The 24919-nt window shown below is 69.4% G+C and carries 21 protein-coding genes; 8 read left to right on the forward strand and 13 right to left on the reverse strand.

Going from position 1 to position 24919, the window contains the following annotated elements:
- Nucleotides 1-24: 24 nt before the first annotated feature.
- Nucleotides 25-1341, reverse strand: a complete 1317-nt coding sequence (locus HPO96_RS16810; RefSeq protein ID WP_171674380.1) for an NsdA family TPR-like regulatory protein — start codon at nt 1339-1341, stop codon at nt 25-27.
- 229 nt (nt 1342-1570) lie between these two features.
- Between HPO96_RS16810 and HPO96_RS16815 the strand changes: the two genes are divergently transcribed.
- Nucleotides 1571-1744, forward strand: a complete 174-nt coding sequence (locus HPO96_RS16815) for a hypothetical protein (RefSeq protein WP_165549662.1) — start codon at nt 1571-1573, stop codon at nt 1742-1744.
- Between the two features lie 386 nt (nt 1745-2130).
- Here the strand turns inward: HPO96_RS16815 and HPO96_RS16820 are convergent, their stop codons facing one another.
- On the reverse strand, nt 2131-3138 hold the full coding sequence (locus tag HPO96_RS16820; protein WP_171674381.1) for a GNAT family N-acetyltransferase: 1008 nt from the start codon (nt 3136-3138) through the stop codon (nt 2131-2133).
- 39 nt (nt 3139-3177) lie between these two features.
- On the opposite strand from HPO96_RS16820, the gene HPO96_RS16825 reads away from it, so the two are divergent.
- Nucleotides 3178-3765 carry a hypothetical protein gene (locus tag HPO96_RS16825; protein WP_171674382.1) on the forward strand — a complete coding sequence of 196 codons (588 nt, stop codon included), beginning with the start codon at nt 3178-3180 and terminating at the stop codon, nt 3763-3765.
- Here HPO96_RS16825 and HPO96_RS16830 read toward each other — a convergent pair.
- On the reverse strand, nt 3762-5204 hold the full coding sequence (locus tag HPO96_RS16830) for an MDR family MFS transporter (RefSeq protein ID WP_171674383.1): 1443 nt from the start codon (nt 5202-5204) through the stop codon (nt 3762-3764). The genes HPO96_RS16825 and HPO96_RS16830 overlap by 4 nt on opposite strands.
- An 87-nt stretch (nt 5205-5291) precedes the next feature.
- On the opposite strand from HPO96_RS16830, the gene HPO96_RS16835 reads away from it, so the two are divergent.
- Nucleotides 5292-7355, forward strand: a complete 2064-nt coding sequence (locus HPO96_RS16835; protein ID WP_337796668.1) for an NACHT domain-containing protein — start codon at nt 5292-5294, stop codon at nt 7353-7355.
- Here the strand turns inward: HPO96_RS16835 and HPO96_RS16840 are convergent.
- The 8 genes from HPO96_RS16840 to HPO96_RS16875 are packed head-to-tail and all read right to left on the reverse strand — an operon-like array spanning nt 7333 to nt 17735.
- Entirely contained in the window at nt 7333-7953 is a 621-nt protein-coding gene (locus HPO96_RS16840; protein ID WP_337796669.1) for a TetR/AcrR family transcriptional regulator, read from the reverse strand. The two genes, HPO96_RS16835 and HPO96_RS16840, sit on opposite strands and share 23 nt — an antisense overlap.
- Nucleotides 7946-9511 carry a 4-coumarate--CoA ligase family protein gene (locus HPO96_RS16845; RefSeq protein WP_171674384.1) on the reverse strand — a complete coding sequence of 522 codons (1566 nt, stop codon included), beginning with the start codon at nt 9509-9511 and terminating at the stop codon, nt 7946-7948. The genes HPO96_RS16840 and HPO96_RS16845 overlap by 8 nt, the downstream gene beginning before the upstream one ends.
- Nucleotides 9512-9523: 12 nt before the next feature.
- Nucleotides 9524-10681, reverse strand: coding sequence for an acyl-CoA dehydrogenase family protein (locus HPO96_RS16850; RefSeq protein WP_171674385.1), 1158 nt, complete (start codon nt 10679-10681; stop codon nt 9524-9526).
- Nucleotides 10678-12561 (reverse strand): acetyl/propionyl/methylcrotonyl-CoA carboxylase subunit alpha, encoded by a 1884-nt coding sequence (locus tag HPO96_RS16855; RefSeq protein WP_171674386.1) that lies wholly within the window; start codon nt 12559-12561, stop codon nt 10678-10680. Before HPO96_RS16855 ends, HPO96_RS16850 begins: the two co-directional genes overlap by 4 nt.
- 5 nt (nt 12562-12566) lie before the next feature.
- Entirely contained in the window at nt 12567-14120 is a 1554-nt protein-coding gene (locus tag HPO96_RS16860) for an acyl-CoA carboxylase subunit beta (protein WP_171674650.1), read from the reverse strand.
- On the reverse strand, nt 14120-15241 hold the full coding sequence (locus tag HPO96_RS16865) for an acyl-CoA dehydrogenase family protein (RefSeq protein ID WP_337796670.1): 1122 nt from the start codon (nt 15239-15241) through the stop codon (nt 14120-14122). The genes HPO96_RS16860 and HPO96_RS16865 overlap by 1 nt, the downstream gene beginning before the upstream one ends.
- Nucleotides 15238-16950, reverse strand: coding sequence for an acyclic terpene utilization AtuA family protein (locus HPO96_RS16870; RefSeq protein WP_171674388.1), 1713 nt, complete (start codon nt 16948-16950; stop codon nt 15238-15240). The genes HPO96_RS16865 and HPO96_RS16870 overlap by 4 nt, the downstream gene beginning before the upstream one ends.
- Nucleotides 16947-17735: a TIGR03084 family metal-binding protein gene (locus tag HPO96_RS16875; protein WP_171674389.1), complete on the reverse strand. Its 789-nt coding sequence runs from the start codon at nt 17733-17735 to the stop codon at nt 16947-16949. Before HPO96_RS16875 ends, HPO96_RS16870 begins: the two co-directional genes overlap by 4 nt.
- 159 nt (nt 17736-17894) lie before the next feature.
- Between HPO96_RS16875 and HPO96_RS16880 the strand changes: the two genes are divergently transcribed.
- Nucleotides 17895-18635 (forward strand): GntR family transcriptional regulator, encoded by a 741-nt coding sequence (locus HPO96_RS16880; RefSeq protein ID WP_171674390.1) that lies wholly within the window; start codon nt 17895-17897, stop codon nt 18633-18635.
- A 67-nt stretch (nt 18636-18702) separates the two neighbouring features.
- Here the strand turns inward: HPO96_RS16880 and HPO96_RS16885 are convergent, their stop codons facing one another.
- Entirely contained in the window at nt 18703-19851 is a 1149-nt protein-coding gene (locus tag HPO96_RS16885; RefSeq protein WP_171674391.1) for an ROK family transcriptional regulator, read from the reverse strand.
- 99 nt (nt 19852-19950) lie between these two features.
- Between HPO96_RS16885 and HPO96_RS16890 the strand changes: the two genes are divergently transcribed.
- The 4 genes from HPO96_RS16890 to HPO96_RS16905 are packed head-to-tail and all read left to right on the forward strand — an operon-like array spanning nt 19951 to nt 23619.
- On the forward strand, nt 19951-21240 hold the full coding sequence (locus HPO96_RS16890) for an extracellular solute-binding protein (RefSeq protein ID WP_171674392.1): 1290 nt from the start codon (nt 19951-19953) through the stop codon (nt 21238-21240).
- Nucleotides 21237-22115, forward strand: a complete 879-nt coding sequence (locus HPO96_RS16895; RefSeq protein WP_171674393.1) for an ABC transporter permease subunit — start codon at nt 21237-21239, stop codon at nt 22113-22115. Before HPO96_RS16890 ends, HPO96_RS16895 begins: the two co-directional genes overlap by 4 nt.
- On the forward strand, nt 22115-22939 hold the full coding sequence (locus HPO96_RS16900; RefSeq protein WP_171674394.1) for a carbohydrate ABC transporter permease: 825 nt from the start codon (nt 22115-22117) through the stop codon (nt 22937-22939). Before HPO96_RS16895 ends, HPO96_RS16900 begins: the two co-directional genes overlap by 1 nt.
- Before the next feature lie 50 nt (nt 22940-22989).
- Nucleotides 22990-23619: a hypothetical protein gene (locus HPO96_RS16905; RefSeq protein WP_171674395.1), complete on the forward strand. Its 630-nt coding sequence runs from the start codon at nt 22990-22992 to the stop codon at nt 23617-23619.
- Here HPO96_RS16905 and HPO96_RS16910 read toward each other — a convergent pair.
- Nucleotides 23605-24909, reverse strand: a complete 1305-nt coding sequence (locus HPO96_RS16910) for an FAD-dependent oxidoreductase (protein ID WP_171674396.1) — start codon at nt 24907-24909, stop codon at nt 23605-23607. The genes HPO96_RS16905 and HPO96_RS16910 overlap by 15 nt on opposite strands.
- Between the last annotated feature and the right edge of the window lie 10 nt (nt 24910-24919).

The raw sequence follows: 24919 nt of genomic DNA on the forward strand, positions 1-24919 counted from the left end.
GGGCGATTGTGGGCGGGAGCCGGGTCAGCGGGCGAGGGTCTGTACTGGTGTCCGGGTGAAGGTCTCGATCTCTTCCTGCAGCTCGCGGGCGTCGCCGGCGTGCCCGGAGGCGCGTAGCGCGTTGTGGACCCGGCGGGCCGAGTGCACAACGCCGTTGATCCGGCGCTCGGTCGGCAGGTCGAGGACCGGCGCGATCGCGTCGGCCGCGCCATCCAGCTCACCGGAGGCGATCCGGCTGATCGCCATCGCGGCCTGGCTGCCGGCGGCGTCGCCGAAGGCCCACTCCGGGTGGTTCTGGTCGTTGTAGGCGTCGACGGCCTGGCGCGAGTACCGCTCGGCCTGCTCGGCCTCACCCGGCAACCAGGCGAGCGCGTCGGCCGCGTAGTACAGCTGGCGGTTGCGGCCGAAGGTGCACAGGCCGCCCATCTCGTCGAGATCGTCGTGGCGAACCGTGTTCCAGGCCTCCTCGGCGCGCTCCAGCGCGGCGCGGGTCGCCTCCGGGTTGCCGAGCGCGGCCCAGGCCCGGGCCTCGCTGACCGGGAGCCAGACGCTGGTCGTGCTGTTCGCCTGCTCGGCGTACCCGGCGCCGAGCTGCGCGTAGCGGACCGAGTCGTGCGGGTTGCCGGCCCAGTAGGAGACCAGCGACTGCAGGCCCCGGACCCAGGCGCGCAGACCGTGGTGGTCGGCGTTGTCGGCGCAGAGGAACGCCGTCCGCGCCTGGGTGAGCGCGGCATGCGGGTTACCGAGGTCGTGCGAGGCCTTGGCGAGCAGCCCGCCGGTCACCCCGCCGAGGAAGTAGAGCTGCCGCAGGTGCTCCGGGCGCTGCCGGCTCTCCAGCAGGGCGAAGACCAGGTCCTGGGTCTCGACCAGCTGGCCGAGGATCTCCGGGAGCGGGCGCTGAGGGTACGCCTTCGCGACGTGGCGAACGTCGTCGTACACCTGTTCCATGGCCTCGCTTCCGAGACCGGACTGGGCCGCAAGGGCAAACGCCCTCGCTCGGCTGGCAGCCATGTCGAGAACCTCCATCTCAGTACCTGTCGTGATCCGTCCACTCGCGGCAGGGGCCGGCACCACCTGCTGGCCCCCCGTGAACTGCGGGGCCGGCTGCTCGGGGACGTACGGCGCGAGGAGCTCCTCGACCGGCTTTCCGAACATGCGTTGCAGGGTGCGCCGGGTCTGTGGAGTGGTGCCTGCCCGCTCGCCCGATGCGAGCCGCCGCAGGTGCCGCTCGGTGATGGTTCCACCCAGCTCGACGAACTCGGCGACGATCTCGGAGTAGGTCTGGTTCCGGCGCTGGATCAAATGCGCCAGGACCGTCTTAGGCGCCAACCTCGCCGCCATCGTTCCTCCCGTTCACGTCAGAACAGACGTTGTCTCGACTCATGCCCCACGACAAGGTGCTGTCCCCCAGATGTCCGCCAGAGGTCCTCGAGAGGTCCGGCAAAGGTCCTCTTCAGGTCCTAGAGCGGTCACGTTGGGCTCGTGCACCATTACTGCCATGACAACCAGTAAGTCCAACTGGTTGCAAGGGCTCAGAGTTACGGGGTGAGTGGCAGTGACCATCGCGGAAATGACGTCGAGACAGCACCGAAGGCGAGTTCGGGTCTGGTTCGGCGAGCACGTGATCGCTCAGTACGTCGCGGAGGCGCCCCTGGCGGCCCGCTACGAGCAGGCGATGCGGCGCCGTTTCGCCGGTCTGAAAGTCACCAACGACCTGCTCGGCCCGCTCGACAGCACCGACTGAAACACCCGTATTCCTCCGGGTCCTCCTCAGACCCGGTTCGCTGCACCCTGGGGGCTCCTCACGCTCAGGGTTCGGCTTTCTGAAAGGTCCGGGGCACTCCTCAGCACCGGACAAAACCACAGGTGTGGTCCGGGGCACTCCTCAGCCCCGGACCACACCGCCCAACAGACCCGGCTGGGCCTGGCGGTTGAGTCCCTGTATCGCCGCCGCCCAGCCGTTCCAACCACCACCTCCTGGCCGACACCTCGGGCCAGGGCCGGGGCCGAGTGTCCTGGGCGGTAGGACACCACCGGTGGTTCCTGACACCTCACCAGGAACCACCCCCTGAGGTGGTCGGCTCCGCAGGGTGACCGCCGCGCCTGGGCGGTCACCCAGCGGAGCCACTCTCATGTCCGGGCGACATAGACCGCGAACGGCGCCTCCGGCTGGACGCCGAGCACGCCGGCGATCCACCCCTCCGCCGTGATCTCACCGGCGGACGCCATTCCGAGCCGTTCCATCACCGCCCGGGAGGCCTGGTTGTGACGCTCGGTGAAAGCGATCACCGAGCGTGCGCCCAGCGTCTCGAACGCAAACTCCAGCCCTGCCCGACCGAGCTCGGTCGCCAGTCCGCGCCCCCGCGCCGACTCGACCAGCGCCCAACCGAGTTCCAGCCGGTCGACGCCCCACTCGGGTCCCGCCAGCGCCTCGACGGCCGTGGTCACGGTCGAGCCCGCCGGCAACCGCGAGAGCCCGCCCCGCCCGGCGAGCAGCCCGGTGGACCGCTCGTACGCGATCCACTTGCTCACGCCGTCACGTTCCCAGGCCACACCCATCTCGGCCGCGCGCTCCTCGGCGACCTCTGTTGACCAAACGCCGCCGTACCACTGCGCCACCCACGGATCGGCGAACAGGCGGACGAGGTCCGGTCCATGTCCGGTCAGGACCGGACCAGGTCCGGTGACCGGCTCCAGCCGGAGCCGTTCGGTCATCCGGGTCCGAACAGCGTGCGCCACGACGTCCCGCAGCCGCCGATCCCCGTCCGTCCGCCCCTCCATCAGCAGTTCGAGCTCACCCGGCCCCACCCACGCCGACCGATCATGTTTCCCGACCTCCAACCGCGGCCGCTCCAGATCGCCGTCCACAGTCACCAGGTAGTCGACCTCACGCCGAACCCGCCCCTCGTGCTCCCACTCCCAATCCGCAACCGTCGCCAAGATCTCCCCCACGGTCCACCCCGTCTCCTCCTCCACCTCCCGCCGCAACGCCTCCTCCGGCGTCTCCCCACTCTCGAGATGCCCACCCACCACATCCCACCACCCAGGAAACAACCGCCGCCCCAACGACCGCCGATGCACATAAACCCGCCCGTTCCGGTCTTGGATCAGGGCTCCGACACAGTCCACAGCACGCATGTGACGCAACTTAGCCCGGCCGGCTGGCAGAGTGCGCGCATGCGGAACAGACCATTTGTTGCCGGGCTTGCGGCGGCGCAGGGGCGGTGGGGGATGGCGGCGGCCGTCGCGTGCGTGGTCACGTTGTTGGTCGCGGCGGTCGGCGGGCGTTGGTTCGTCAAGGACGTGGTCGGCTGGGTCGGTGGGCAGGTTGGGCACGACGAGTTGACGTTGCGGTTGTTGGGGTGGGCCTGGGTCGGGGTGCCGATGCTGGTGATCTCGGCGCTGCTCTGGTTCGGTGAGCGCGTGCCGCTGCCCGTACGCAAGGTCGTCGGGGCGACGGCGCTGGCGATCGGGGCGTCGTCGGCGATGCTGAGGACCGGTCACCGGGGCCCCTCGGAGGAGCAGATCTTCGGGGAGGTGTGGGCCGACGCGCAGCCGCTCAGCTACGGGTGGGGCGCAGCGGCCGGCACCGTCTTGGCGATGTTCGGCGTCATGCTGGTCGTGTACCTGATAGCGGGCAAGGTCGCGGGCAGTCCGCTACCGCCGCGGCCCCGGGCTCTGATCGGCAAGGCGTTGTGGCCGGTGTGGATCGTGCTTGTCGGGCTGGGGATCTGGCTGGCGGTGGCTGGGCGGATGCCGAGTTAGGCGGGCGGCTTCAGGCGGTTCGGCATGAAGAGGACGGCGACGACCAGGAGGACGGCGGCGCCGGCCGCGCCGACGAAGACGTCGTGGACGGCCGGGGCGAGCACGGTGGCGGGGAGTTTCTCCAGGTCGGCGTGGGCGCCGCCGAGGCGGGCGGCGATCTCGCCGTTCGCGACCGCGCCGAAGGCGGCGACGCCGACGGCGCTGCCGACCGAGCGGGAGAACATGTTGGCGCCGGTGACGACGCCGCGGTGCTGCCAGTCGACCGAGGACTGCGCGGCGACGACGGCCGGGGCCGACGAGAAGCCGAGGCCGACGCCGATCACGAAACAGGCGGCCGCGAGGTGCCAGACGCTGCTGTGCAGGCCGACCGTCCAGAGCACGGCGGAGCCGAGGACGACGAAGGCCGCGCCGATCAGCATCGTCGCGCGGAACCCGAGCCGCAGGTAGATCCGCCCGGACAGGGACGCCGAGATCGGCCACCCGATCGTCATCGCGGCCAGCGCGAACCCGGCGACCAGCGCCGTCGTCCCGAGCACACCCTGGGCGAAGACCGGAACGTACGTCGACAGCCCCATCATCAGCAGCCCGATCAGGAATGCCGTCGCGTTCGCCGCGTTCAGCACCCGCCGGCTGAGCACCCACGGCGGCAAGATGGGCTCCGCGGCCCGGCGCTCAACGAAGGCGAACGCGATGATCAACAGCACCGCCACGGTCAGGATGCCGATACTCGTCGGCGAGTCCCAGGCCCACATCACGCCGCCCTCGAGCAGACCGAGCAGCAGCAGCGAGCCGCCGACCGCGAGCAGGACGGCGCCGGCGTAGTCGATCCGGTGCTTGGTCTGCTCGATCGCCTGCTCCTGGAACCGCCGCCGCAACACGATCGCCGCGGCCACCCCGAGCGGGACGTTCACGAAGAAGATCCAGCGCCAGGAGATGTAGTCGGAGAAGACGCCGCCCAGCGTCGGGCCGACGAACGACGAGATCCCCCAGACGCTGGCCAGGTAGCCCTGCACCTTGGCCCGCTCGGCGACCGTGTAGATATCGCCGATGATCGTCATCCCGATCGGCTGGATCGCCCCGGCGCCGAGCCCCTGGATCAGCCGGAACGCGATCAGCGACGGCATACTCCAGGCGAACCCGCAGAGCACCGAGCCGACCACGAACAGCGTGACGCCGAACAGGATCATCGGCTTCCGGCCGCGCAGATCGGCCAGCTTGCCGTAGATCGGCACCGAGACGGCCTGCGCCAACAGGTAGATCGAGAACAACCAGGGGAACTGGGTGAAGCCGCCGAGATCCTCGACCACCGACGGGACGGCGGTAGCCAGGATCGTCGCGTCCAGCGCGACCAGGCTGGTGCTCAGCATCACCGCGAGCAGGATCGGACCGCGCTCCGACCGGAGCCCGACGCCGGTGGGGTCGATCCGCTCAGTAGTCATGACAAAGGCCAACTTACGTCGTCGTTGAACAATTCCGGCAGGACCGATCCACGAGCCGGAACGGCCCGGACCGATACGCTCCGGGGCGTGAGGATCCCCGATGGGCTGCTGCGCGCCGTCGTGCTCGTGGTGACGGTCTCGCTGACCCTGGTGTTGTTGCCGATCGCCATCAACGTCGGGACCGGCGGGACGGCGCCCGTCTTCCTCGCGCCGTACGTCGGCTGGACGTGGCCCGTGATCGGGGTGCTCTGGCTGATCGCGATCGGCGCCGGGCTGAGCGAGGTGCGCAGCCATCGGCGTCCGGTCATCTCCAGCCGCTCGGCCGACCAGCCGCGGAACCGGCCGAACGCGCTCACCCGCGTCGACGCCTACCTGAACCAGCGGGTCGCCGCCTCGCTGGCCGCGCGGACGCGGGTGGCGCTCGCGCTGGACCGGCGTCCCGAAGAGGTCGTCCGCCCGTACGACCTGACCGTGCAGCCGATCGACAGCGCGCCACGCGAGCTGCCCGACGACGCCGACATCGCTGCGGTCTTCGACTCGCTGCAGGAGGCGATGCTGATCCTCGGCGCGCCCGGCGCCGGGAAGACCACGCTGCTGACCAGGCTGGCCCGCACACTGACCGCCAGGGCGCAGGGCGACGAGAGCCAGCCGATCCCGGTTCTGCTCGACCTGAGCGGTTGGGGCGGGACGGTGTCCCGCCATCCCGACGACCACCCGCGCGACAGCCCGATGCTGGCCGGCTTCGTGCACTGGCTGCTGGCCGAGCTGGACGCGCGCTACGGCATTCCGCCCGCGGTCGGCCGGATCTGGCTGCTGCGCGGTGATCTGGCGCTGCTGTTCGACGGGCTCGACGAGATCGACGCCAACCACCGGGAGAAGTTCGCCGGGGTGCTCCACGACCTGCGGGTCAACTATCGGGTCGTCCAGCTCGCAGTGACCTGCCGGACGCACGACTACGACCAGCTGGCCAACAAACTGACGCTGAACGGCGCCGTCCACATCAGGCCGCTCAGCAGGCAACAGGTGCTCGACTACTTCGCCGCAGTCGGTCCGGAGCTGGACGGTGCCCGCGCAGCGATCGAACAGGACGAGGAGCTCTGGGACCTCGTCACCTCACCGCTGATGCTTAACGTGCTGTTGCTCGCCTACCAGGACAGAGCGCCCGAGGACCTGGCCGGTACCGACGTCCGACGCGATCTGTTCGACACGTTCATCGTCGAGGTGCTGGCGCGGCGTCGTCCGAACAGTCGCCAGTACGACGCCCGCACGGTGGTGCGCGCATTGCGGACGCTCGCCAGTCGGACTGCGGGGCGACGGGGCTCGCAGGTCGTGGTGCCGCGCTGGCCGAACACCGATGGCCGGGATGGGCTGCTCCAGCCGGACGTCGTCTACCTACTACATGCGGTCTGCTTACCCGCGCTGCTCAGTGGACTAGTCGCTGGTGCGACCGTGGTGCTGGCGGCGACGTACGGCGTACTGACTGGGCTGGCCGTTGCGGTGCCGGCTGTGCTGGTGGCCTGTCGCTGGCCGTTTGCTGGTGGTGTGATGGCTCGCCTCGACTGGAGGCAGTTGCTGGCGCTCGTCCTCTGCGCGGTCGCTGGTACGGCGGCCAGCGTCGTGCTGTTCACGGCGGCGATGGGTCTGATCGAGATCCTCCCGAACGCGGTCGGTTTGGCGACCGGGGTGGAGATTGGTCTGCTGGTCGGGTGGTGCATCCGGGTGCTGACCCGGCTGCCGACGTTCTGGCAGGCCGTCGCGGGTACTGGGTCGCGCTGGCGGCTGGCACCATGGGCGGGGGCTGGGGGCGTGGCTGGTCTGCTGCTCGCCGTACTGCTCGGTGCCGACTTCGCAGCGACGACGCCGGTCGTCGTACCGGGATTGCTGCTCGGCTTCTTCGCCATGAGTGTCATGCGGCGGACGTCGCTGCGCGCTGGGCCGGTGTACCGCGTGCTGTACGACGTACTGCTCTGTTGGACCGGATACCTCCCGTGGCGGCGCGGTGCGTTTCTGCGGTACGCCGCCGATCGGTTCGTGCTCGCTCGGACCGCGCCCGGCGAGTACGCGTTCATCCACCTGTTGGTGCGGGACTACCTGGCCGAGAGCGACCCGGAGGATCTGGCCGCGAAGATCACCCGCCGACAGGTCCGCTGAGCAGCTCGCGGTCGAGGATGCGGCTCCACTGGCGGACGATGCCGCGCCGGCGCGCGCTGTCGTCGGAGAGCAGCCCAGCGAGGCCCAGACCGCGCGCCATGTCCAGGACGCCCTGGACTGTCTCGCGAACGCCCGGCGTCCGCTCCGAAACATCCAGTACATCGAGGAGCGCGCGGTGCGCCTGTCGACCGACATGCGCCTCCAGCCGGACGATCTGCTCGCGCAAACCGTCTTCCGTCGACGCAGCGACCCACAGATGCAGTGCGGCCCGGAAGAGCGGCCCGGTGTAGACCTCCGCGAGCATGCCGACGATCGCCTCCGTACGACCCGGTCCACTCGGCAGCCGCCCAGCCTGGGCACGGATCTCGGCCAGCCGCACCTCCGTCATGTACTCGACGGCGGCCGCGAACAGATCGGCCCGGGTCGGGAAGTGGTGCTGCGCAGCCCCCCGCGACACCCCGGCCCGCGCCGCGACCACAGCAACCGTGGTCGCGGCGTACCCGACCTCGGCCAGCGACTCGACCGCGGCTTCGAGCAGCCGCTGCCGAGTCGCCCGGCTCCGGTCCTGTTGCGGCTCCCGCAGCAGCGCATCACTCACGGGCGGCCTCGCGAGCTCGCAACTCACGCCGCAGGATCTTCCCGGACGCCGCCTTCGGCACCGCCTCGATGAACTCCACCTGCCGCACCTTCTTGTACGGCGCCACCCGCTCCGCCACGTAGTCCAGGACGTCGGACTCCGTCAGCCCCGACCCCGGCGTCGGCACCACGAACGCCTTCGGCACCTCGTTACCCTCCTCCTGCACCCCGATCACCGCCGCATCCGCGATCCGCGGGTCGGTCAGCAACACGGCCTCCAGCTCCGCCGGCGGCACCTGGTAGCCGTGGTACTTGATCAGCTCCTTGACCCGATCCACGACGTACAGGTACCCGCGCTCGTCGACCCGCCCGAGATCCCCGGTGTGCAACCAGCCCTCGGCATCGACGGTCGCGTCGGTCTCCGCCGGGCGGCCGAGATAACCCTTCATCACCTGCGGCCCGCGGATCCACACCTCGCCGACCTCGCCTGCCGACACATCGTTGCCATCGGCACCAACTATCCGCTGCTCGGTCGACGGGAACAACAACCCGACCGCTCCGGCCGGCGGGTTCGACTCGTCCTGCGGGACGGCGTGCGTCCCCGGCGACAGCTCCGTCATCCCGTAGCACTGCAACACCGACGTCAGCCCGAGCCGCTTCGCGCACGCCTCGGCCAGCTCCGCATCCAGCGGCGCCGCGGCCGACGTCAGATACTTCAGCGCCGACAGATCGACCCCGTCCACCGCCGGGTGTTTCGCCAGCGCCAGCACGATCGGCGGCGCGACGAACGCCCGCGTGATCTTCTGCTCGTCGAGCACGGTCAGGAACTGCTGCAACTCGAACTTCGGCAGTACGACGACCGTCGCACCGAACCGGAACGGCAGGTTCATCAGCACCGACTGCCCGTAGATGTGGAAGAACGGCAGGATCGCGATGATCCGCTCGCCGTCGCCCATCGCGAACGTCGCCTCCGCCTGCGCGAGATTGGTCGCGATGTTCCGGTGTGTCAGCATCACGCCCTTGGCCGCGCCCGTCGTCCCACTGGAGTACGGCAGGACGGCGACATCGGACGCCGGATCGATCGCCACCTCCGGCTCGGGCCCGGTCGACGCGACCAGCTCCATGACCGACCGATAGCCCTCGGCCTGATCACAGACGAAGATCTCGGTCACCTCGGTGCCCTCGATCGCCGCCGTCGCGACCGGCAGGAACAGCGAGATCGTCACCAGCAGCTTGGCCTTGGAGTCGAGTAGCTGCTTGTGCAGCTCGTCCGCGGTGTAGAGCGCATTCACCGTCGTCACGGTCGCGCCTGCGCGGGTGGCGCCGTAGAAGACGACCGGGTAGAGGATCGTGTTCGGGCTGTAGAGCGCGATCACGTCACCCTTGCCGATACCGAGCTCGGCCAGCCCGGCCGCGACCCGCCGCGTCATCCCGTCCAGTTGCGCGTAGCTGACCTCGCGCCCGCTGACGCCGTCCACGAGCGCGGGCCGGTCGCCGTACTCCTGGGCGCGCCCGAGCACGGCCTCGTGCAGCGGCAGATCGAGGATCTCGACGGGCGGAAACTGGCTGGTGATGATCATCGGGGCGGCCTTTCAGTAGGACTTGGGCAGACCAAGGCTGTGCTGGGCGACGAAGTTCAGGATCATCTCCCGGCTGACCGGGGCGATCCGGATCGCGCGGGCGGCCACCGAGAGCGCGGCGACGCCGTACTCCTTGGTCATCCCGTTCCCGCCGAGCGACTGGACGGCCTGGTCGGTGGCGCGGACGGCGACCTCGCCGGCGGCGTACTTGGCCATGTTCGCGGCCTCGCCCGCCCCGAGATCGTCACCGGCGTCGTACAGCGCGGCCGCCTTCTGCATCATCAACCGGGCCAGCTCGAGCTCGATCTTGACCTGGGCCAGCGGGTGCGCGATGCCTTGGTGGGCGCCGATCGGCGTCTTCCAGACCTGGCGTTCCTTGACGTAGGCGAGCGCCTTGCCGAGCGCATGCCGGGCGATGCCGAGCGCGAACGCCGACGCCATGATCCGCTCCGGGTTCAGCCCCGCGAAGAGCTGCATCAGCGCGGCGTCCTCGGCGCCGACCAGCGCCTCGCGCGGCAGCTGGACGTCGTCCAGGAACAGCGTGAACTGCTTGTCGGGGCTGATCAGATCCATCTCGATCTGCTGGAATTCGACCCCGGCCGCGTCGGTCGGGACGACGAACAGCGCGGGCTTGAGCTTGCCGGTCCGCGCGTCTTCGGTGCGACCGACGACCAGCACCGCCTGCGCGACATCCAGCCCGGAGATGTAGACCTTCCGCCCGGTCAGCGACCAGCCGTCGTCGGTACGCCGGGCGGTCGTGGTGATGTTGTGGGAGTTCGACCCGGCATCCGGCTCGGTGATCGCGAACGCCATCGTCGTCGACCCGTCCGCCAGCCCCGGCAGCCAGCGCTGCTTCTGGTCGTCCGTCCCGAAGCGGGTGATCACGGTGCCGACGATCGACGACGAGACGACCATCATCAACAGCGGGCACCCGGCCGCGCCGAGCTCCTCCAGGACGATCGACAGATCGCCCATCCCGCCGCCGCCCCCGCCGTACTCCTCCGGCAGGTTGACGCCGAGGTACCCGAGTTTGCCGGCCTCGAGCCACAGCTCGGTGGTGTTCCCACCGCTCCGCGCCTGCTCGTCGAACCACGCGTACCCGTACTTCTTCCCCAGCTCACCGACCGCGCGCCGCAGCGCCTGACGCTCTTCGGACTCGACGAAACTCATACATCCTCCCCAACGACCGCCAGTACGGCGCCGACCTCGACCTGTTGACCCGCCTCGACATGTAGCGCCCCGACCACCCCGTCGGCCGGCGCCGCGATCACGTGCTCCATCTTCATCGCCTCCACCCACAGCAGCGGCTGCCCTTGTTTCACGACCTCACCCACCGCGACTCCGACCCGGATCACCGTCCCCGGCATCGGCGCCACCAACGACCCCGCCGCCACCCGCGTCGCCGGATCGACGAACCGCGGCACCGGCGTCAAGCTGATCGGCCCGACACAGACGAGCCCGTCGTACGCCGCCACCTCGAAGACCCGCCGGACGCCGTCCACCTCCAACACCACGCGTGTCGGCGAACTCGCCAGCAGCCGGATGTCGCCGTCCACCACCAGCCCGTCCCGCGTCAGCCGGTACTCGACGTCGTACGTGGTCTCGCCCACGCGGTAGCTCTTTCGCTGCGGTTGCGACGCCAGATTCCGCCACCCGCTGGGCAACCCGGTTCGCCGTCCAGCCGCATCAGCCAGCGCCGCAGCCAACGCCGCCAACCGCACAGCACGCTCATCGGCCGGCTCGCCCACCCCATGGGTGTCGAAGAACGCCGTGTCGGTTTCACCTGCCAGGAACGCCGGATGCCGCAACACCCAAGCCAGCAACTCCCGGTTCGTCCTTACGCCGTGAATCGCCGCGCGGTCCAGCACCCCAGCCAACCGCCGGGCGACCGTCGAGCGGTCGGTGCCGTACGCAATCACCTTCGCCAACATCGCGTCGTAGTAAGGCGAAACGACCGACCCGTCCGCAACCCCCGAGTCCACCCGCACACTCGAATCGACTTCAAAGCGGTGCAACACACCTGTTTGCGGTTGCCAGTCGTGCTGCGGGTCCTCGGCGTACAACCGGACCTCGATCGCATGACCGACCGTGGGCGGCGGCTCAGGTGGCAGCCGATCCCCGGCGGCGACGGCGAACTGCAGCTCGACGAGATCCAGCCCGGTCGTCTCCTCGGTGACCGGATGCTCGACCTGCAGCCGCGTGTTCATCTCCAGGAAGTAGAACTCGCCCGACTCGTCGGCCAGGAACTCGACCGTCCCCGCGCCCACGTAGTTGATCGCCGCAGCCGCCTTACGAGCCGCGTCGAACAACAACGGCCGCATCGCCGGAATCCGTTCCACCAACGGCGAGGGAGCTTCTTCGACCACCTTCTGATGCCGCCGCTGGATCGAGCACTCCCGCTCGCCGACAGCCCAGATCGTCCCGTGCTGATCAGCCATGATCTGCACCTCGATGTGCCGGCCGGCCGCCAGATACCGCTCGCAGAACACCGTCCCGTCCCCGAACGCCGACAGCGCCTCGGCCGACGCAGCCTCGATCTCCCCGGCCAGATCCTCCAGCCGCGACACCACCCGCATCCCGCGCCCACCGCCACCCGCCGACGCCTTCACCAACACCGGCAGATCAGCAGCCGACACCTCCGCCGGCGTCAACTCGGCGAGCACCGGCACCCCGGCCGCCGCCATCAGCTTCTTCGACTCGATCTTCGACCCCATCGACGAGATCGCATCCACCGGCGGCCCGACCCACGTCAACCCCGCATCCAGCACCGCCTGCGCAAACGCCGCATTCTCCGACAAGAACCCATACCCCGGATGGACGGCGTCCGCCCCCGCCCGCAACGCAGCCTCGACAATCGGCTCAGCCCGCAGATATGTCTCACCAGGCGCGTTCCCGGGCAGATGCACCGCCGCATCAGCCTCATCCACGAACGGCGCCGCCGCATCGGCCGTCGAGTACACAGCGACCGTCGACAACCCGAGCGACCGAGCCGTCCGGAAAACCCGACGAGCGATCTCGCCGCGATTGGCTACCAACACCGAAGAGATCATGGGGCTCACATCCGAAAGACGCCGAAGGACGAGGTGCCTTCGACCGGGGCGGAGTGGATGGCGGACAGGCAGATGCCGAGGACGGTGCGGGTGTCGCGGGGGTCGATGACGCCGTCGTCGTAGAGGCGGCCGGAGAGGAAGGTCGGCAGCGACTCTGCCTCGATCTGACCCTCGACGTAGGCGCGCATCTTGGCGTCGCCGTCCTCGTCGTACGGCATGCCCTTCGCGGACGCGGCGGCGCGGGCGACGATCGAGAGGACACCGGCCAGCTGCTGCGGCCCCATGACGGCGGATTTCGCCGAGGGCCAGGCGAAGAGGAAGCGCGGGTCGAAGGCGCGTCCGCACATGCCGTAGTGGCCGGCGCCGTAGGAGGCGCCCATCAGGATCGACACGTGCGGGACCTTGGAGTTGGCCACCGCGTTGATCATCTGCGCGCCGTGCTTGATGATCCCGCCCTGCTCGTACTCCTGGCCGACCATGTAGCCGGTCGTGTTGTGCAGGAAGATCAGCGGGGTGTTCGAGCGGTTCGCGAGCTGGATGAACTGCGCCGCCTTCTGCGACTCCTCGCTGAACAACACCCCGCGCGCGTTGGCGAGGATCCCGACCGGATACCCGTGTACCGACGCCCATCCGGTCGCCAGCGACGAGCCGTACAGCGGTTTGAACTCGTCGAAGACCGAGCCGTCCACCACGCGCTCGATGACGTCCCGCGGGTCGAACGGAACCTTCAGATCACCCGGCACGATGTCCAGCAGCTCGTCGGCGTCGTACCGAGGTTCCGCGTACGCCGAAGCGGGCGCGGGCCCGGCCTTGCGCCAGTTCAGCCGGGAGACGATCTGCCGGCCGAGCCGGATCGCGTCCTGCTCGTCGACGGCGAAGTAGTCCGCGAGACCGGATTTCCGGGCGTGCATCGCCGCGCCGCCGAGCGACTCGTCGTCGGCGTCCTCGCCGGTGGCCATCTTGACCAGCGGCGGCCCGGCCAGGAATACCTTCGCGCCGCCGTCGACCATCACCACGTAGTCGCTCATCCCGGGGATGTAGGCGCCGCCCGCGGTCGAGTTGCCGAAGACCAGCGCGATCGTCGGGATCCCCTCGGCCGACAGCCGGGTCAGGTTGCGGAACATCGCCCCGCCGGGGATGAAGATCTCCTTCTGCGTCGGCAGATCCGCGCCGCCGGATTCGACCAGGCTGATCACCGGCAGCCGGTTCGCCCGGGCGATCTCGTCCGACCGGAGCGCCTTCCGCAGCGTCCACGGGTTGCTCGCGCCGCCCTTGACGGTCGGGTCGTTCGCCGTGATCAGGCACTCGACGCCCTCGACGACGCCGATCCCGGTCACCAGACTCGCGCCGACGGTGAAATCCGAACCCCAGCCGGCCAGCGGCGACAGCTCCAGGAACGCCGAATCCGGGTCGATCAGCAGCTCGATCCGCTCCCGCGCCAAGAGTTTGCCACGCTGGTGGTGGCGCGCGACGTACTTCTCCCCACCCCCGGCCAGCGCCTTGGCATATTCGGTGTCGAGAACGGCGAGCTTCTCCAGCATCGCCTCGCGGTTACTCATCATCCGGTGTACCCCAGTCGTTTCGCGGCCAGGCTGGTCAGGATCTCGGTGGTGCCGCCGCCGATCGCGAGGATCTTCTGGTCGCGGTACTGGCGCTCGACCTCGGCCTCGCGCATGTACCCGATCCCGCCGTGCAGCTGGAGCGCCTGATCGCACACCCACTGCCCGGCCTCGACGGCGGTGTTCTTCGCGAAGCAGACCTCGGCGAACACGTCCTCGCCGCGCTCGGCCCGCTCGGCGATCGCGTGCACGTAGACGCGCGCGACGTCGATCCGCCGCGCCATCTCGGTGAGCGTGTGCTGCACGGTCTGCCGGGAGATCAGCGGCCGCCCGAACGTCTCCCGGTTGCGGCACCACTCGACGGTCAGATCGAGCGCGCGCTGGGCGCCGGCGTACGCCTGGACGGCGAGTGTCAGCCGCTCGGAGACGAAGTTGACCGCGAGCTGGACGAACCCGGAGCCGGGCGCGCCGACCAGGTTGCCGACCGGGACGCGGACGTCGGTGAACGACAGCTCCGCCGTGTCGGAGCACAGCCAGCCCATCTTCTCCAGCTTGCGGGACACCTCGAAGCCGGGCATGCCCTTCTCGATCACGAGCAGGCTGATCCCGTGCGCCCCCGGCCCGTCGGTGCGGACGGCGGTCGTGACGAAGTCGGCGCGGACGCCGGAGGTGATGAACGTCTTGGCGCCGTTCACGACGAACTCGTCACCCTCGCGGCGGGCCGTCGTCCGCAGGCTCGCGACATCCGAGCCGCCGCCGGGTTCGGTGATCGCGAGCGCGCCGATCAGCTCGCCGTCCAGAGTCGGGCGAACCCAGCGGTCGATCTGCTCTTGATTGCCAGTGGCAACGATATGCGGGACGGCGATCCCACAGGTCAGGAGCGAGGCGACCAGTCCGCCGGAGCCGCCGGTGTAGTGCATCTGCTCGACGACTTCGAGCCCGTCGCGGAGTGAGCCGCCGCCACCGCCGACCGCCTCCGGGAAGGCGACGCCGAGCAGGCCGAGCTGCCCGGCCTGCTTGTGCAGCTCACGCGGCAGCAGGCCGTCGCGCTCCCACTGATCGAGGTTCGGGAGCACTTCGGCTGCCATGAACCGGCGGACGGACTCCGCGAACGCGCTCACAGCAGCATCTCCGGAATGTCGACATAGCGAGATCGCAGCCATTCGCCGACGGCCTTGGCCTGCGGATCGAAGCGGGCCTGGGCCGCGACCCCCTCACCGAGCAGACCTTCGACGACGAAGTTCACCGCCCAGAGATTGGGCAGCAGGTAGCGCGTCACGGTCAGTTCGCGGGTCTCCGGCAGCAGCTCCTGGAAGAGCTCGACCGTGAGCGTGTGCGCGAGCCAGCGCCAGGCCTTCTCGTCCCGGACCCAGACGCCGACGTTCGCATCGCCGCCCTTGTCGCCGGAGCGCGCGCCGGCGATCCGCCCGAGCGGGACCTCACGCGTCCGCGGCCGGCCGGTCGACGCGAGTGACGGCAGCGGGATCGGGAGCCCGGCGTCCTCGGCCGGAGTCAGGGCTTGGGTCTCGGCGGCAGGCTCGATGATCGACCGCGTCCCGTCGGGCCGGACGACGACATGCTCGACCTCGTGAATGTCGACGTACCCGGCCCGGAAGACGCCGTACGGCGAACCGTCGCCGGGCGGCGCGACCGCGTGGAAACCGGGATAGCTCGACAACGCCAGCTCGACCGCCGCGCTGGAGAACCCGCGGCCGACGACCTTCGGGTCAGGGTCCTTCACCGCGCAGCGGAGGAAGACGCTGGCCTCTTCCTCGGACTCCGCGTTCGGCTTCTCCGTCCAGGCGAGCGTCCAGCTCAGCTCGGCCGGGCGTTTGGTCAGCGCGCGTTCGAGCTGCGCCTTCACCAGCTCGGCCTTCTCCTCCAGCTGTAACCCGGTCAGCACGAACGTGACCTCGTTGCGGAAGCCGCCGATGCTGTTCAGCGACACCTTGTACGTCGGTGGCGGCGCCTCACCGCGGACGGCGTCGATCCGCACCCGGTCGGGCCCGTCGTCGGAGAGTTCGATCGTGTCGAGCCGCGTGGTCACATCCGGTCCGGCGTACCGGGCGCCGCTGATCTCGTACAGCAGCTGTGCCTTGACCGTGTCGATCGTGACCGCGCCGCCGGTGTTGTCGTGTTTGGTGATCACACTGCTGCCGTCGGCGTGAATCTCCGCGATCGGGAACCCCGGCCGGCCGAGATCGCGGATCTCCCCGAAGAACGCGTAGTTCCCACCCGTCGCCTGACACCCGCACTCGATCACGTGCCCGGCCGCGACCGCCCCGGCCAACTCGTCGTACTGCGTCCGCTTCCACCCGTGATGCGCCGCCGCCGGCCCCACGATCACCGATGCATCGGTCACCCGCCCGGTCACCACGACGTCAGCCCCGGCCTGCAGGGCCTCGGCAATTCCCCAGGCCCCCAGATAAGCGTTGGCCGTCAGTGGCTGGCCGAGCTCGAGCTCCGCAGCCCTGGGGAGTAGGTCGTCGCCTTCGACGTACGCGATCTTCGCCTGCAACCCGAGCCGCTCCGCGAGCTCTCCGATCGCGGTGGCCAGCCCCGCGGGATTCAGCCCGCCCGCGTTGCTGACGATCTTGACGCCGCGATCGAGCGCTTCGCCCAACCCGGTTTCCAGCTGCTTCAGGAACGTCCGCGCGTACCCGAGCGAGGCGTCCTTCAGTCGATCCCGGCCCAGAATCAGCATGGTGAGCTCAGCCAGGTAGTCGCCGGTCAGCACATCCAGCTGGCCGCCGGTGAGCATCTCGTGCACGGCGCTGAACCGATCGCCGTAGAACCCGGAGGCGTTCCCGATCCGGATCGGCGCGGTCATGCGAACTGCCCCGGCTGCCGGCCCTTACCTGGCAACCCCGCGAAGGCCTGGGCGATCCCCAGCCACTCGTCGGCGTCCGCACCTTCCGCGTGTACTTCCAAGTCGTCTCGGTGTCGGCGTTGGGTTGCCAGCAGGCAGAAATCCACCGCTGGGCCGGTCACCCGCTGCGGCGCGTCGTCCGGGCCCCATGTCCACAGGTCGCCGTCCGGGCCGGTGAGTTCGACGCGGACTTCGACATCCGGGGCGGTTCGGCCGTGGAGCAAATAGGCGAAGGCGCGGGTCCGGACGGCCAGGTGGGCCACGTGGCGGAGTCGGTTGCTGGGCGGACGTCGTACGCCCAGTGCGTCGGCGACGTCTTGGCCGTGGGCCCAGGTCTCCATCAGGCGTGCGGTGGCCATCGAGGTCGCGCTCATCGGCGGGCCGAACCAGGGGAGCTTGGAGCCGGTGGGCACCGCTTTCAGCGCCTCGGCGAGCTCGGTGCGGGTTTCGCGCCAGTAGACCAGCAACTGGTCCGGCGGGAGGGCGGCGCCTTCGGCGGCCGCGTCGTCGACGTAGCCGGTCGGGTTGCTGGATCCGCGCCGGACGAGCGCTGCGAACTCGTCGGGTTCGGCCGCGGCGAGCCGCGCTGCCTCATCGGTCCAGGCGAGGTGGCCGATCTGGTGGGCGATCGTCCAGCCCTCGGCGGGCGTCGGCGTACTCCATTCGTCGGCGGCCAGCCCGCCGACCAGCCGATCGAGCTCGGCGCTCTCGGCCCACAAATCCGCCAGCACTTCGTCCAGTTGCACGCGGCACTCCCAGGAGGGTGGAGATCGTGTCACCGAGACTGGCACGGTCGGCAAAAAGAATCAAGCGTGCTTGTTTTCTGCGCGGTGGTCTACACCGGTTCCGTTCGGCGCTGATCAAAAGGGTTTCGATGTGCGATGGTCCGGTGTTGCCTAGAGCGTATGCATGGTTCGCTGCCGGGGAAGGCCGCCGAGATCCGGGCGCTGTTGCTGAGTTTGATCGACACGCTGCCGGAAGGCGCCGCGCTGCCACCGGAACGCGAGCTGGCCGTGCGCTGGAACGTGGCGCGGATGACGTTGCGCCGGGCCGTCGACGAGCTGGTGATCGAGGAGCTGCTGATCCGCCGGCACGGGAGCGGGACGTACACGACCCGGCCCAAGGTCGCGCGCTGGCTGGGAATGATCGGCTTCTCCGAGGACATCCGCCGGCGCGGCATGCGGCCGGGGAGTCAGATGCTCGAGTTCCGCCACCAGAAGGCCGAACGCGCAGCCGCCCGCCGACTGCGGATCCCGGTCGGCGACCCGATCATCGCGTTCACCCGGCTCCGGCTGGCCGACGACCTGCCGATGGTCGTCGAGCGGACGACGCTGCCCGCGTCGTACGTCCCCGGTCTGGAGGCCGACGACCTGAACGGCTCGCTCTACGACCTGCTCACCCACCGCTACGGCATCGACGTCGTCAGCGGCACCTCACGCCTCGAACCCGTGATGCCCGATGCCAAAACCGCAGGCTGGCTGGACATTCCCACCAGCCAACCCTGCCTGGCCACCCACGGCATCTCCTTCGACAGCCGCGACCGCGTCTTCGAGTACACCTCAGCCCTCTACCGCGGCGACCGCTACGCCTTCACCACCGAACTACGCATGACCCAAACCCCCCGAGCCCGAGCCAACAGCTTCTAGCTCACTCGCCTTCCCGGCATTTGCTGGGTCAGCCCATGAAATGTGTGGGTCAGCCCAGCAAACGGGGTTAGCCGGTGCTCGAGTGCGGGGTCTCGGTTCTGCTCAGGAGTTGCGCATGGGCGTGGTCGGTGGCGGTGGCTATGGCGCCGACGAGGGAGGCGCGGTGGGCGAGGGTGGAGCGGAGGATGTTGATGGGGACGGGGAGGGTGGCCGCGAGGGCGGCGACGCGGGTGGCGAGGAGTTCGTTGTCGCCGATACCGCCGGTGAGGATGACGGTTTCGGGGTCGACGACGGCGCTCAGCGCGGTGACGATCTCGTGGATCCGCAGGCACTCGTCCTCGACCAGCGACAAGGCCCGGTCGTCACCGGCCCGGGCGCGGTCGAAGAGGTCCTGAACATCGCGCAACGCCGGGTCGAGTGCCCGCGCCTCGCGGAGAAGCGCTAGACCACCGGCCTCGTCGGGCTCGGCCGGCGTGCCCCGCCGGGCCCGCGCCGTCGGCAGGAACCCGACCTCGCCGGCCGCCCCGTGCGCACCACGCAGCAGGACGCCGTTGTGCATGATCCCGGCTCCGACCCCCGCCCCGATCGCGATCACCGCGAACGTCGACAACGACGCCCCGGCCCCGTGCCGGTGCTCGCCGATCGCCGCCAGGTTCACGTTGTTCTCCAGCAGCACCGGCCCGTCGATCGCCGCCGCCAGCTGCGAGTACAGGTCGTACGGCGTCTCCTGCCCCAAGTTCCACGCGTACCGCACGGTGCGCTCGTCCACCGCACCCGGCGTCGAAACCCCCACCGCCAGCAACGGCACCGCAGCGCGCTCGGCCGCGACCCGCGCCTCCGCCAACAGCTCGACCGCCTGCCGGACGACGCTCTCCGCGCCGCGCGCCTGTGTCGGCCGGGTCAACTCGGCCAGCGGCGTACCACTTACATCACAAACCGCGACCCGCAAATTGCTTCCGCCGATGTCGATCCCGGCCACGCAGCCCGCGGCGACCGGTACGTCGTACAGCGTCGCCGTCCGCCCCGGAAGACCGCTCCGCTGCCCCAGCGACTCGACCAGCCCGAGCGACTCCAGCCGCTCAACGGCGGCGAAAACCGTGGGTCGGGACAGCCCGCAGGCAACGGCCAGCTCGGAGCGCGTCTGCGGCCCGGCGTGCGTCAGCAGCCGGTCCAGCACCGCACGGGCGCTCGGCATCGGCGTCGGACCACGGTTCATAGCTCACCTTCGCAGAGTTCTTGACTCCCTCGTCGGGCCTGATAATACTGCCCGTATGTTAGGAAAGTTGCCTAACAAATAGAAGACCGGAGTGGGGCGATGGTGGCGATCGACAGGCGGACCGTGCTCAAGACGGCCGGCGGGGCCGGGCTGGCAGCGTTACTGGCCGCGTGCAGCGGCGGCAAAGGCGCGTCCTCGGGTGACCAGGGCAGCGGCAAGGGCGAGATCCGGGCGCTGTTCATGAAACAGGCGGCCTACACCGAGGCGGACGTCACCAAGATGACGGCCGCGTTCACCGCCGCGAACCCGGAGATCAAAGTGACCCCGGAGTTCGTCGCGTACGAGGCGCTGCACGACAAGATCGTCGCCGCGGGCCCGGCCGGGACGTACGACGTCGTCCTGATCGACGTGATCTGGCCGGCCGAGTTCGGCAGCAAGAAGATGATCACCGATGTCACCGGCCAATGGGCGCCGGAGTGGAAGACCGAGATGTTGGCCGGTGCGATCGAGACCGCGCAGTACGACCAGAAGCTGTACGGCGTCCCGTGGATCATGGACTCCAAGTACCTGTTCCTCAACGAGGCCCACCTGTCGCTCGCGCACGCGAACCCGCAGTGGCTCGACACCTGGGACGGCGTCCTGAAGACCGCCCGCCGGCTCAAGGAGGCCGGGGTGGTGAAGTACCCGCTGATCTGGTCCTGGCAGCAGGCCGAGGCGCTGGTCTGCGACTACGCGCAGCTGCTCGGCGCGATGGGCGGCAAGTTCCTCGACGAATCGGGTAAGGCTGCCTTCAACGCCGGCGGAGGGGTCCAGGCGTTGGAGTTCATGCGGCAGACGATCGTCGACGGACTGACCAACCCGGCGTCCACCCAGTCGCTGGAGGCCGACGTCCAGCGCGTCTTCCAGGCCGGCCAGGCCAGCCTGGTGCTGAACTGGACGTACATGTACGGCGCGGCCAACGACGCCAAGCAGAGCAAGGTCGCGGGGAAGGTCCAGGTCGCGCAGACGCCGAAGGGCAGCGTCGGGCGGCCGGGGGTGAACGGCGGGATGGCGCTCTGCGTCACCGCCGGCAGCAAGAACCAGGCGGCCGCGTTCAAGTACATCTCGCACCTGACCAGCCAGCCCGAGCAGGAGAAGTACGCGCTCAGCTCGCTGCCGGTCTGGACGACGTCGTACGACGAGCCCGCGGTCGTGCAGACCAACCCGAAGGTCGTGCCGCAGGCCAAGAAGCAGCTCGACGACCTGATCCTGCGGCCGCAGGCGAAGAACTACAACGCGATCTCCCAGGTTCTGCAGGCGGAGCTGCAGAACGCGCTCCTCGGACGCAAGCCGGCGCAGCAGGCGCTCGACGACGCGGCCGACAAGGCGAACAGCCTGCTCCAGTCGTGAGGCCGGAGCGGGTCCGTGGCGAGGGACGGTTCGCGCTGTTCCTCTTGTTGCCCGCGGCAATCGTCGTGTTCGGCGTGGTGCTCTACCCGGTCGTCCGGACGTTGCTGATGTCGTTCTACGACGTCGACAGCGCGATGCCCGGCAGCTATCCGTTCGCCGGGCTGGGCAACTACGCGAAGGCCTTCCAGGATCCGTCGTTCTACCCGGTGCTCGGGCACACGGCGTACTTCACGATCGTCTCGACCGTCGCCGAGCTGGTGCTCGGGATGGGCGTCGCGCTGCTGCTGAACGCGCCGCTGCGGTTCAAGTGGTTGTGGCGCAGTCTCGTCGTGCTGCCCTGGGCGTTGCCGACGATCGTGAACGGCGCGCTCTGGCGGTGGATCGACAACGGCCAGTACGGCGTCCTCAACCAGCTGCTCGGCACCGAGATCCAGTGGCTGGGCTCGCCGTTCCTCGCGCTGAACATGGTGATCGTCGCCGACGTCTGGAAGAACACGTCGATCGTCGCGTTCTTCCTGCTGGCCGGGTTGCAGACGATCCCGGCCGAGATCCGCGAGGCCGCGGTGATGGACGGCGCGTCGACCTGGCGAACGTTCTGGTCGGTCGTCGTCCCGTTGCTGAAGCCGAGTATCGCGGTGGTGCTGGTGCTGCGGACGATCGAGGCCTTCAAGGTCTTCGACATCGTCTACGTGATGACCGGCGGCGGTCCGGCGTCCGGGACGCAGACCGTTGCCTTCTACACCTATCTGCAGGCGTTCTCGAACCAGCTCTTCGGGTACGGCTCCGCACTCGCCTACCTGATCGTGATCGCGGTCGGCGCGCTGGCGATGTTCTACCTACGGCTGCTCCGGCAGAACCAGATGGCGGGGGTCTGATGCGTAAATTCCAGTACGCGATGTGCGGTCTGCTCGCGGTCGTGGTGCTCGCGCCGTTCGGCTGGCTGGTGATCTCGAGCCTGTCCCCGGCCGACGAGCTGACCAGCGGGTCGTTGTGGCCGTCGCACCCGACGCTGTCGCGCTACCAGGACATCTTCACCTCCGGCCCGGACGGCGTCGCCGGGACGTTCCGGGTCGCGATGCTGAACAGCCTGGTGGTCGCGTCGGTGACCACGGTGATCTCGCTCGTGGTCGGGTGCCTGGGCGGGTACGCGTTCGCCCGGCTGCGGTTCCGGTTTCGGCGTACGACGTTGTTCGCGTTCCTCGCGATCTACATGTTGCCGCCGATCGCGCTGGTCATCCCGCTCTACCTGGCGCTGGCGAACCTGCAGCTGCTCGACACCCAGCTCGGGCTGATCATCACCTACTGCTCGATCGTGACGCCGTTCTGCCTGTGGACGATGAGCAACTTCTACCTCGGGCTGCCGACCGAGCTGGAGGACGCCGCGCGGGTCGACGGCTGCTCGCGGCTGGGCGCGCTGATCCGGATCGTGCTGCCGCTGGCCCGGCCCGGGATCGTCGCGACGGCGATGTTCGGCTTCCTGCTGGCGTGGGACGAGTTCCTCTACTCGCTGATCTTCACCTCGACGCCGAACGCCAAGACGATCCCGGTCGCGATCGCCGAGTTCACCGGGAAGTTCTCGTCGGACTTCGGGCTGGTGGCGGCCGGCGGCGTCCTGGCCGCACTGCCGCCGGTGCTGCTCGCGCTGCTCTTCCAGCGGTACATCGTGACCGGTCTGACCGCGGGTGCGGTGAAAGGCTGATCGATCAGGATGATTACTGTGCGGGGCTGACTGGTCACTAATGTCGATGTATGGATCTGAGTAACCCGATCAGCACCGTCGTACCGTCGCTGGACGGCCCGGTTCTCCAGGTGTTGGCGCGTGCGGAGGACGGGCTGTCCGGGCGGCAGATCCACAAGCTGGCCGGGCAGGGCAGCGTGGCCGGTGTCCGGCTGGTGCTGCAGCGGCTGGCGGCGACCGGTCTGGTGCACGTCGACGACGCGGGGAACTCGTTGCTCTACACCCTCAATCGGCACCATCTCGCGGCGCCGGTGGTCGAGTTCCTTGCGGACCTGCGCGGCGCGTTGGCCGGGCGGCTGGCCGCTGAGCTGAACGGCTGGCTGATCCAGCCGGTGCACGCGAGCCTGTACGGCGCGGTCGCGCGGGCCGAGGGCGATCTCGAGTCCGACGTCGACATCCTGCTGATTCGGGCGGACGACGTCGCGGCGGGTGACCCGACCTGGGAGCAGCAGGCAGCAGCGCTGATGCAGACCGTCGTCGATCTGACCGGCAATCCGGCGCACGTCTTCGAGCTCAGCCAGGCCGAGCTCGCCGGGCACCTCACGACCTCGGAGGCGATCCTGAACGACTGGATGGACCCGAGTATTCAGCTGGCCGGTCTGCCGTTGAGTGCCTTGCAGTTGGAGCTAGTGGCCGAGTAGCGGGGCCATCAGCCGGGCGATCCGGCTGTCGCGGCCGGTCAGCCGCTCCTCGGCGTCCGCGAGGGTCATGGCGCGCAGGCCGGCGTTGATGCCGAGCCAGCGGAAGGGCTCCGGCTCCCAGCGGCGCGATCGGTGATCGACCCAGGGGAGGCGGGTCAGCTGGGTGTCCCGGTTGAGGATCAGGTCGGTGAGGGTGCGCCCGGCGAGGTTCGTCGTACTGACGCCGTCGCCGACGTAGCCGCCTGCCCAGGCGACGCCGTCGCGGAGGCCGACCGAGGCGCACCAATCCCGCGGTACGCCGAGCGCGCCGCCCCACGCATGGGTGAACTGCACGTCTTCGAGGTCGAACAGCTCTCTGAGTGTCGCCTGCAGTTTGCCGAACACCCGCGGCTCGTTGTCGTACTCCGGTCGCACGCGCGAGCCGAAGTGGTACGGCGCCCCGCGACCCCCGAACACCAGCCGACCGTCCGCCGTCCGCTGCCCGTAGATGATCAGATGCCGGTGATCGCTGAACGTCGGTCGATCCGCCAACCCGATCCGCTCCCACGTGGCCGCGCTCAACGGCTCCGTAGCCACCACCAGCGAGTAAACCGGCGCCACCGTACGCCGCTCGTTCACCAGCCCCGGCGTGAACCCCTCGGTCGCCCGCACGACGACGTCCGCCCGCACCACCCCGCGATCCGTCACCGCCCGCCCTCGCTCGATCCGCGTCACCCGGGTGCCCTGATAAATCGTGACGCCCAGCCGCTCCACCGCCGCAGCCAGCCCGCGCACCAACTTCCCCGGATGAATCACCGCGCAATGCGGCGTAAACGTTGCCCCCAGCACCTTCGTGGCATTCACCTTCCCCGCCACCTCGTCCGCCCCCAAGAACTCCACCCCCGTCCCCCACTCCCGGCTCTCCGCCACCTCCCCCCGAGCCCGCTCCACCTGAGCCTTGGACCGAGCCAAAACCACAGTCCCGCCCTTGTGGAAATCACACTCGATCCCCTCCGCCGCAGCCACGAGCCCCACCTCGTCAACCGCCCCCTCCATCCCCCGCAACATCCCCACCGCCCCCTCCCGCCCGGCGAGCGCCGCCAACTTCCGCCCCGAAGCCGGAAACAACGCCGAACACCACCCCCCATTCCGCCCGGACGCCCCAAACCCAGCCGTCTCCGCCTCAACCACCACAACCCTCAGCCCCGGATCCGCTTTCGCGAGGTAATACGCCGTCCACAACCCCGTGAACCCCGCCCCCACAATCACCACGTCCGCATCCCGATCCCCAGGCAGCGCGGTTCGCACCACCTGTTCTTCG

Origin of the sequence: Kribbella sandramycini (genome assembly GCF_013131805.1) — a bacterium.
Lineage (GTDB): Bacteria > Actinomycetota > Actinomycetes > Propionibacteriales > Kribbellaceae > Kribbella > Kribbella sandramycini.

Excerpts from the sequence above, each read along its gene's own strand:
- HPO96_RS16810 (WP_171674380.1), bottom strand. The coding sequence starts at position 1,341 with ATGGCGGCGAGGTTGGCGCCTAAGACGGTCCTGGCGCATTTGATCCAG.
- HPO96_RS16815 (WP_165549662.1), top strand. The coding sequence starts at position 1,571 with ATGACGTCGAGACAGCACCGAAGGCGAGTTCGGGTCTGGTTCGGCGAG.
- HPO96_RS16820 (WP_171674381.1), bottom strand. The coding sequence starts at position 3,138 with ATGCGTGCTGTGGACTGTGTCGGAGCCCTGATCCAAGACCGGAACGGG.
- HPO96_RS16825 (WP_171674382.1), top strand. The coding sequence starts at position 3,178 with ATGCGGAACAGACCATTTGTTGCCGGGCTTGCGGCGGCGCAGGGGCGG.
- HPO96_RS16830 (WP_171674383.1), bottom strand. The coding sequence starts at position 5,204 with ATGACTACTGAGCGGATCGACCCCACCGGCGTCGGGCTCCGGTCGGAG.
- HPO96_RS16845 (WP_171674384.1), bottom strand. The coding sequence starts at position 9,511 with ATGATCATCACCAGCCAGTTTCCGCCCGTCGAGATCCTCGATCTGCCG.
- HPO96_RS16850 (WP_171674385.1), bottom strand. The coding sequence starts at position 10,681 with ATGAGTTTCGTCGAGTCCGAAGAGCGTCAGGCGCTGCGGCGCGCGGTC.
- HPO96_RS16855 (WP_171674386.1), bottom strand. The coding sequence starts at position 12,561 with ATGATCTCTTCGGTGTTGGTAGCCAATCGCGGCGAGATCGCTCGTCGG.
- HPO96_RS16860 (WP_171674650.1), bottom strand. The coding sequence starts at position 14,120 with ATGAGTAACCGCGAGGCGATGCTGGAGAAGCTCGCCGTTCTCGACACC.
- HPO96_RS16870 (WP_171674388.1), bottom strand. The coding sequence starts at position 16,950 with ATGACCGCGCCGATCCGGATCGGGAACGCCTCCGGGTTCTACGGCGAT.
- HPO96_RS16880 (WP_171674390.1), top strand. The coding sequence starts at position 17,895 with ATGCATGGTTCGCTGCCGGGGAAGGCCGCCGAGATCCGGGCGCTGTTG.
- HPO96_RS16885 (WP_171674391.1), bottom strand. The coding sequence starts at position 19,851 with ATGAACCGTGGTCCGACGCCGATGCCGAGCGCCCGTGCGGTGCTGGAC.
- HPO96_RS16890 (WP_171674392.1), top strand. The coding sequence starts at position 19,951 with ATGGTGGCGATCGACAGGCGGACCGTGCTCAAGACGGCCGGCGGGGCC.
- HPO96_RS16900 (WP_171674394.1), top strand. The coding sequence starts at position 22,115 with ATGCGTAAATTCCAGTACGCGATGTGCGGTCTGCTCGCGGTCGTGGTG.
- HPO96_RS16905 (WP_171674395.1), top strand. The coding sequence starts at position 22,990 with ATGGATCTGAGTAACCCGATCAGCACCGTCGTACCGTCGCTGGACGGC.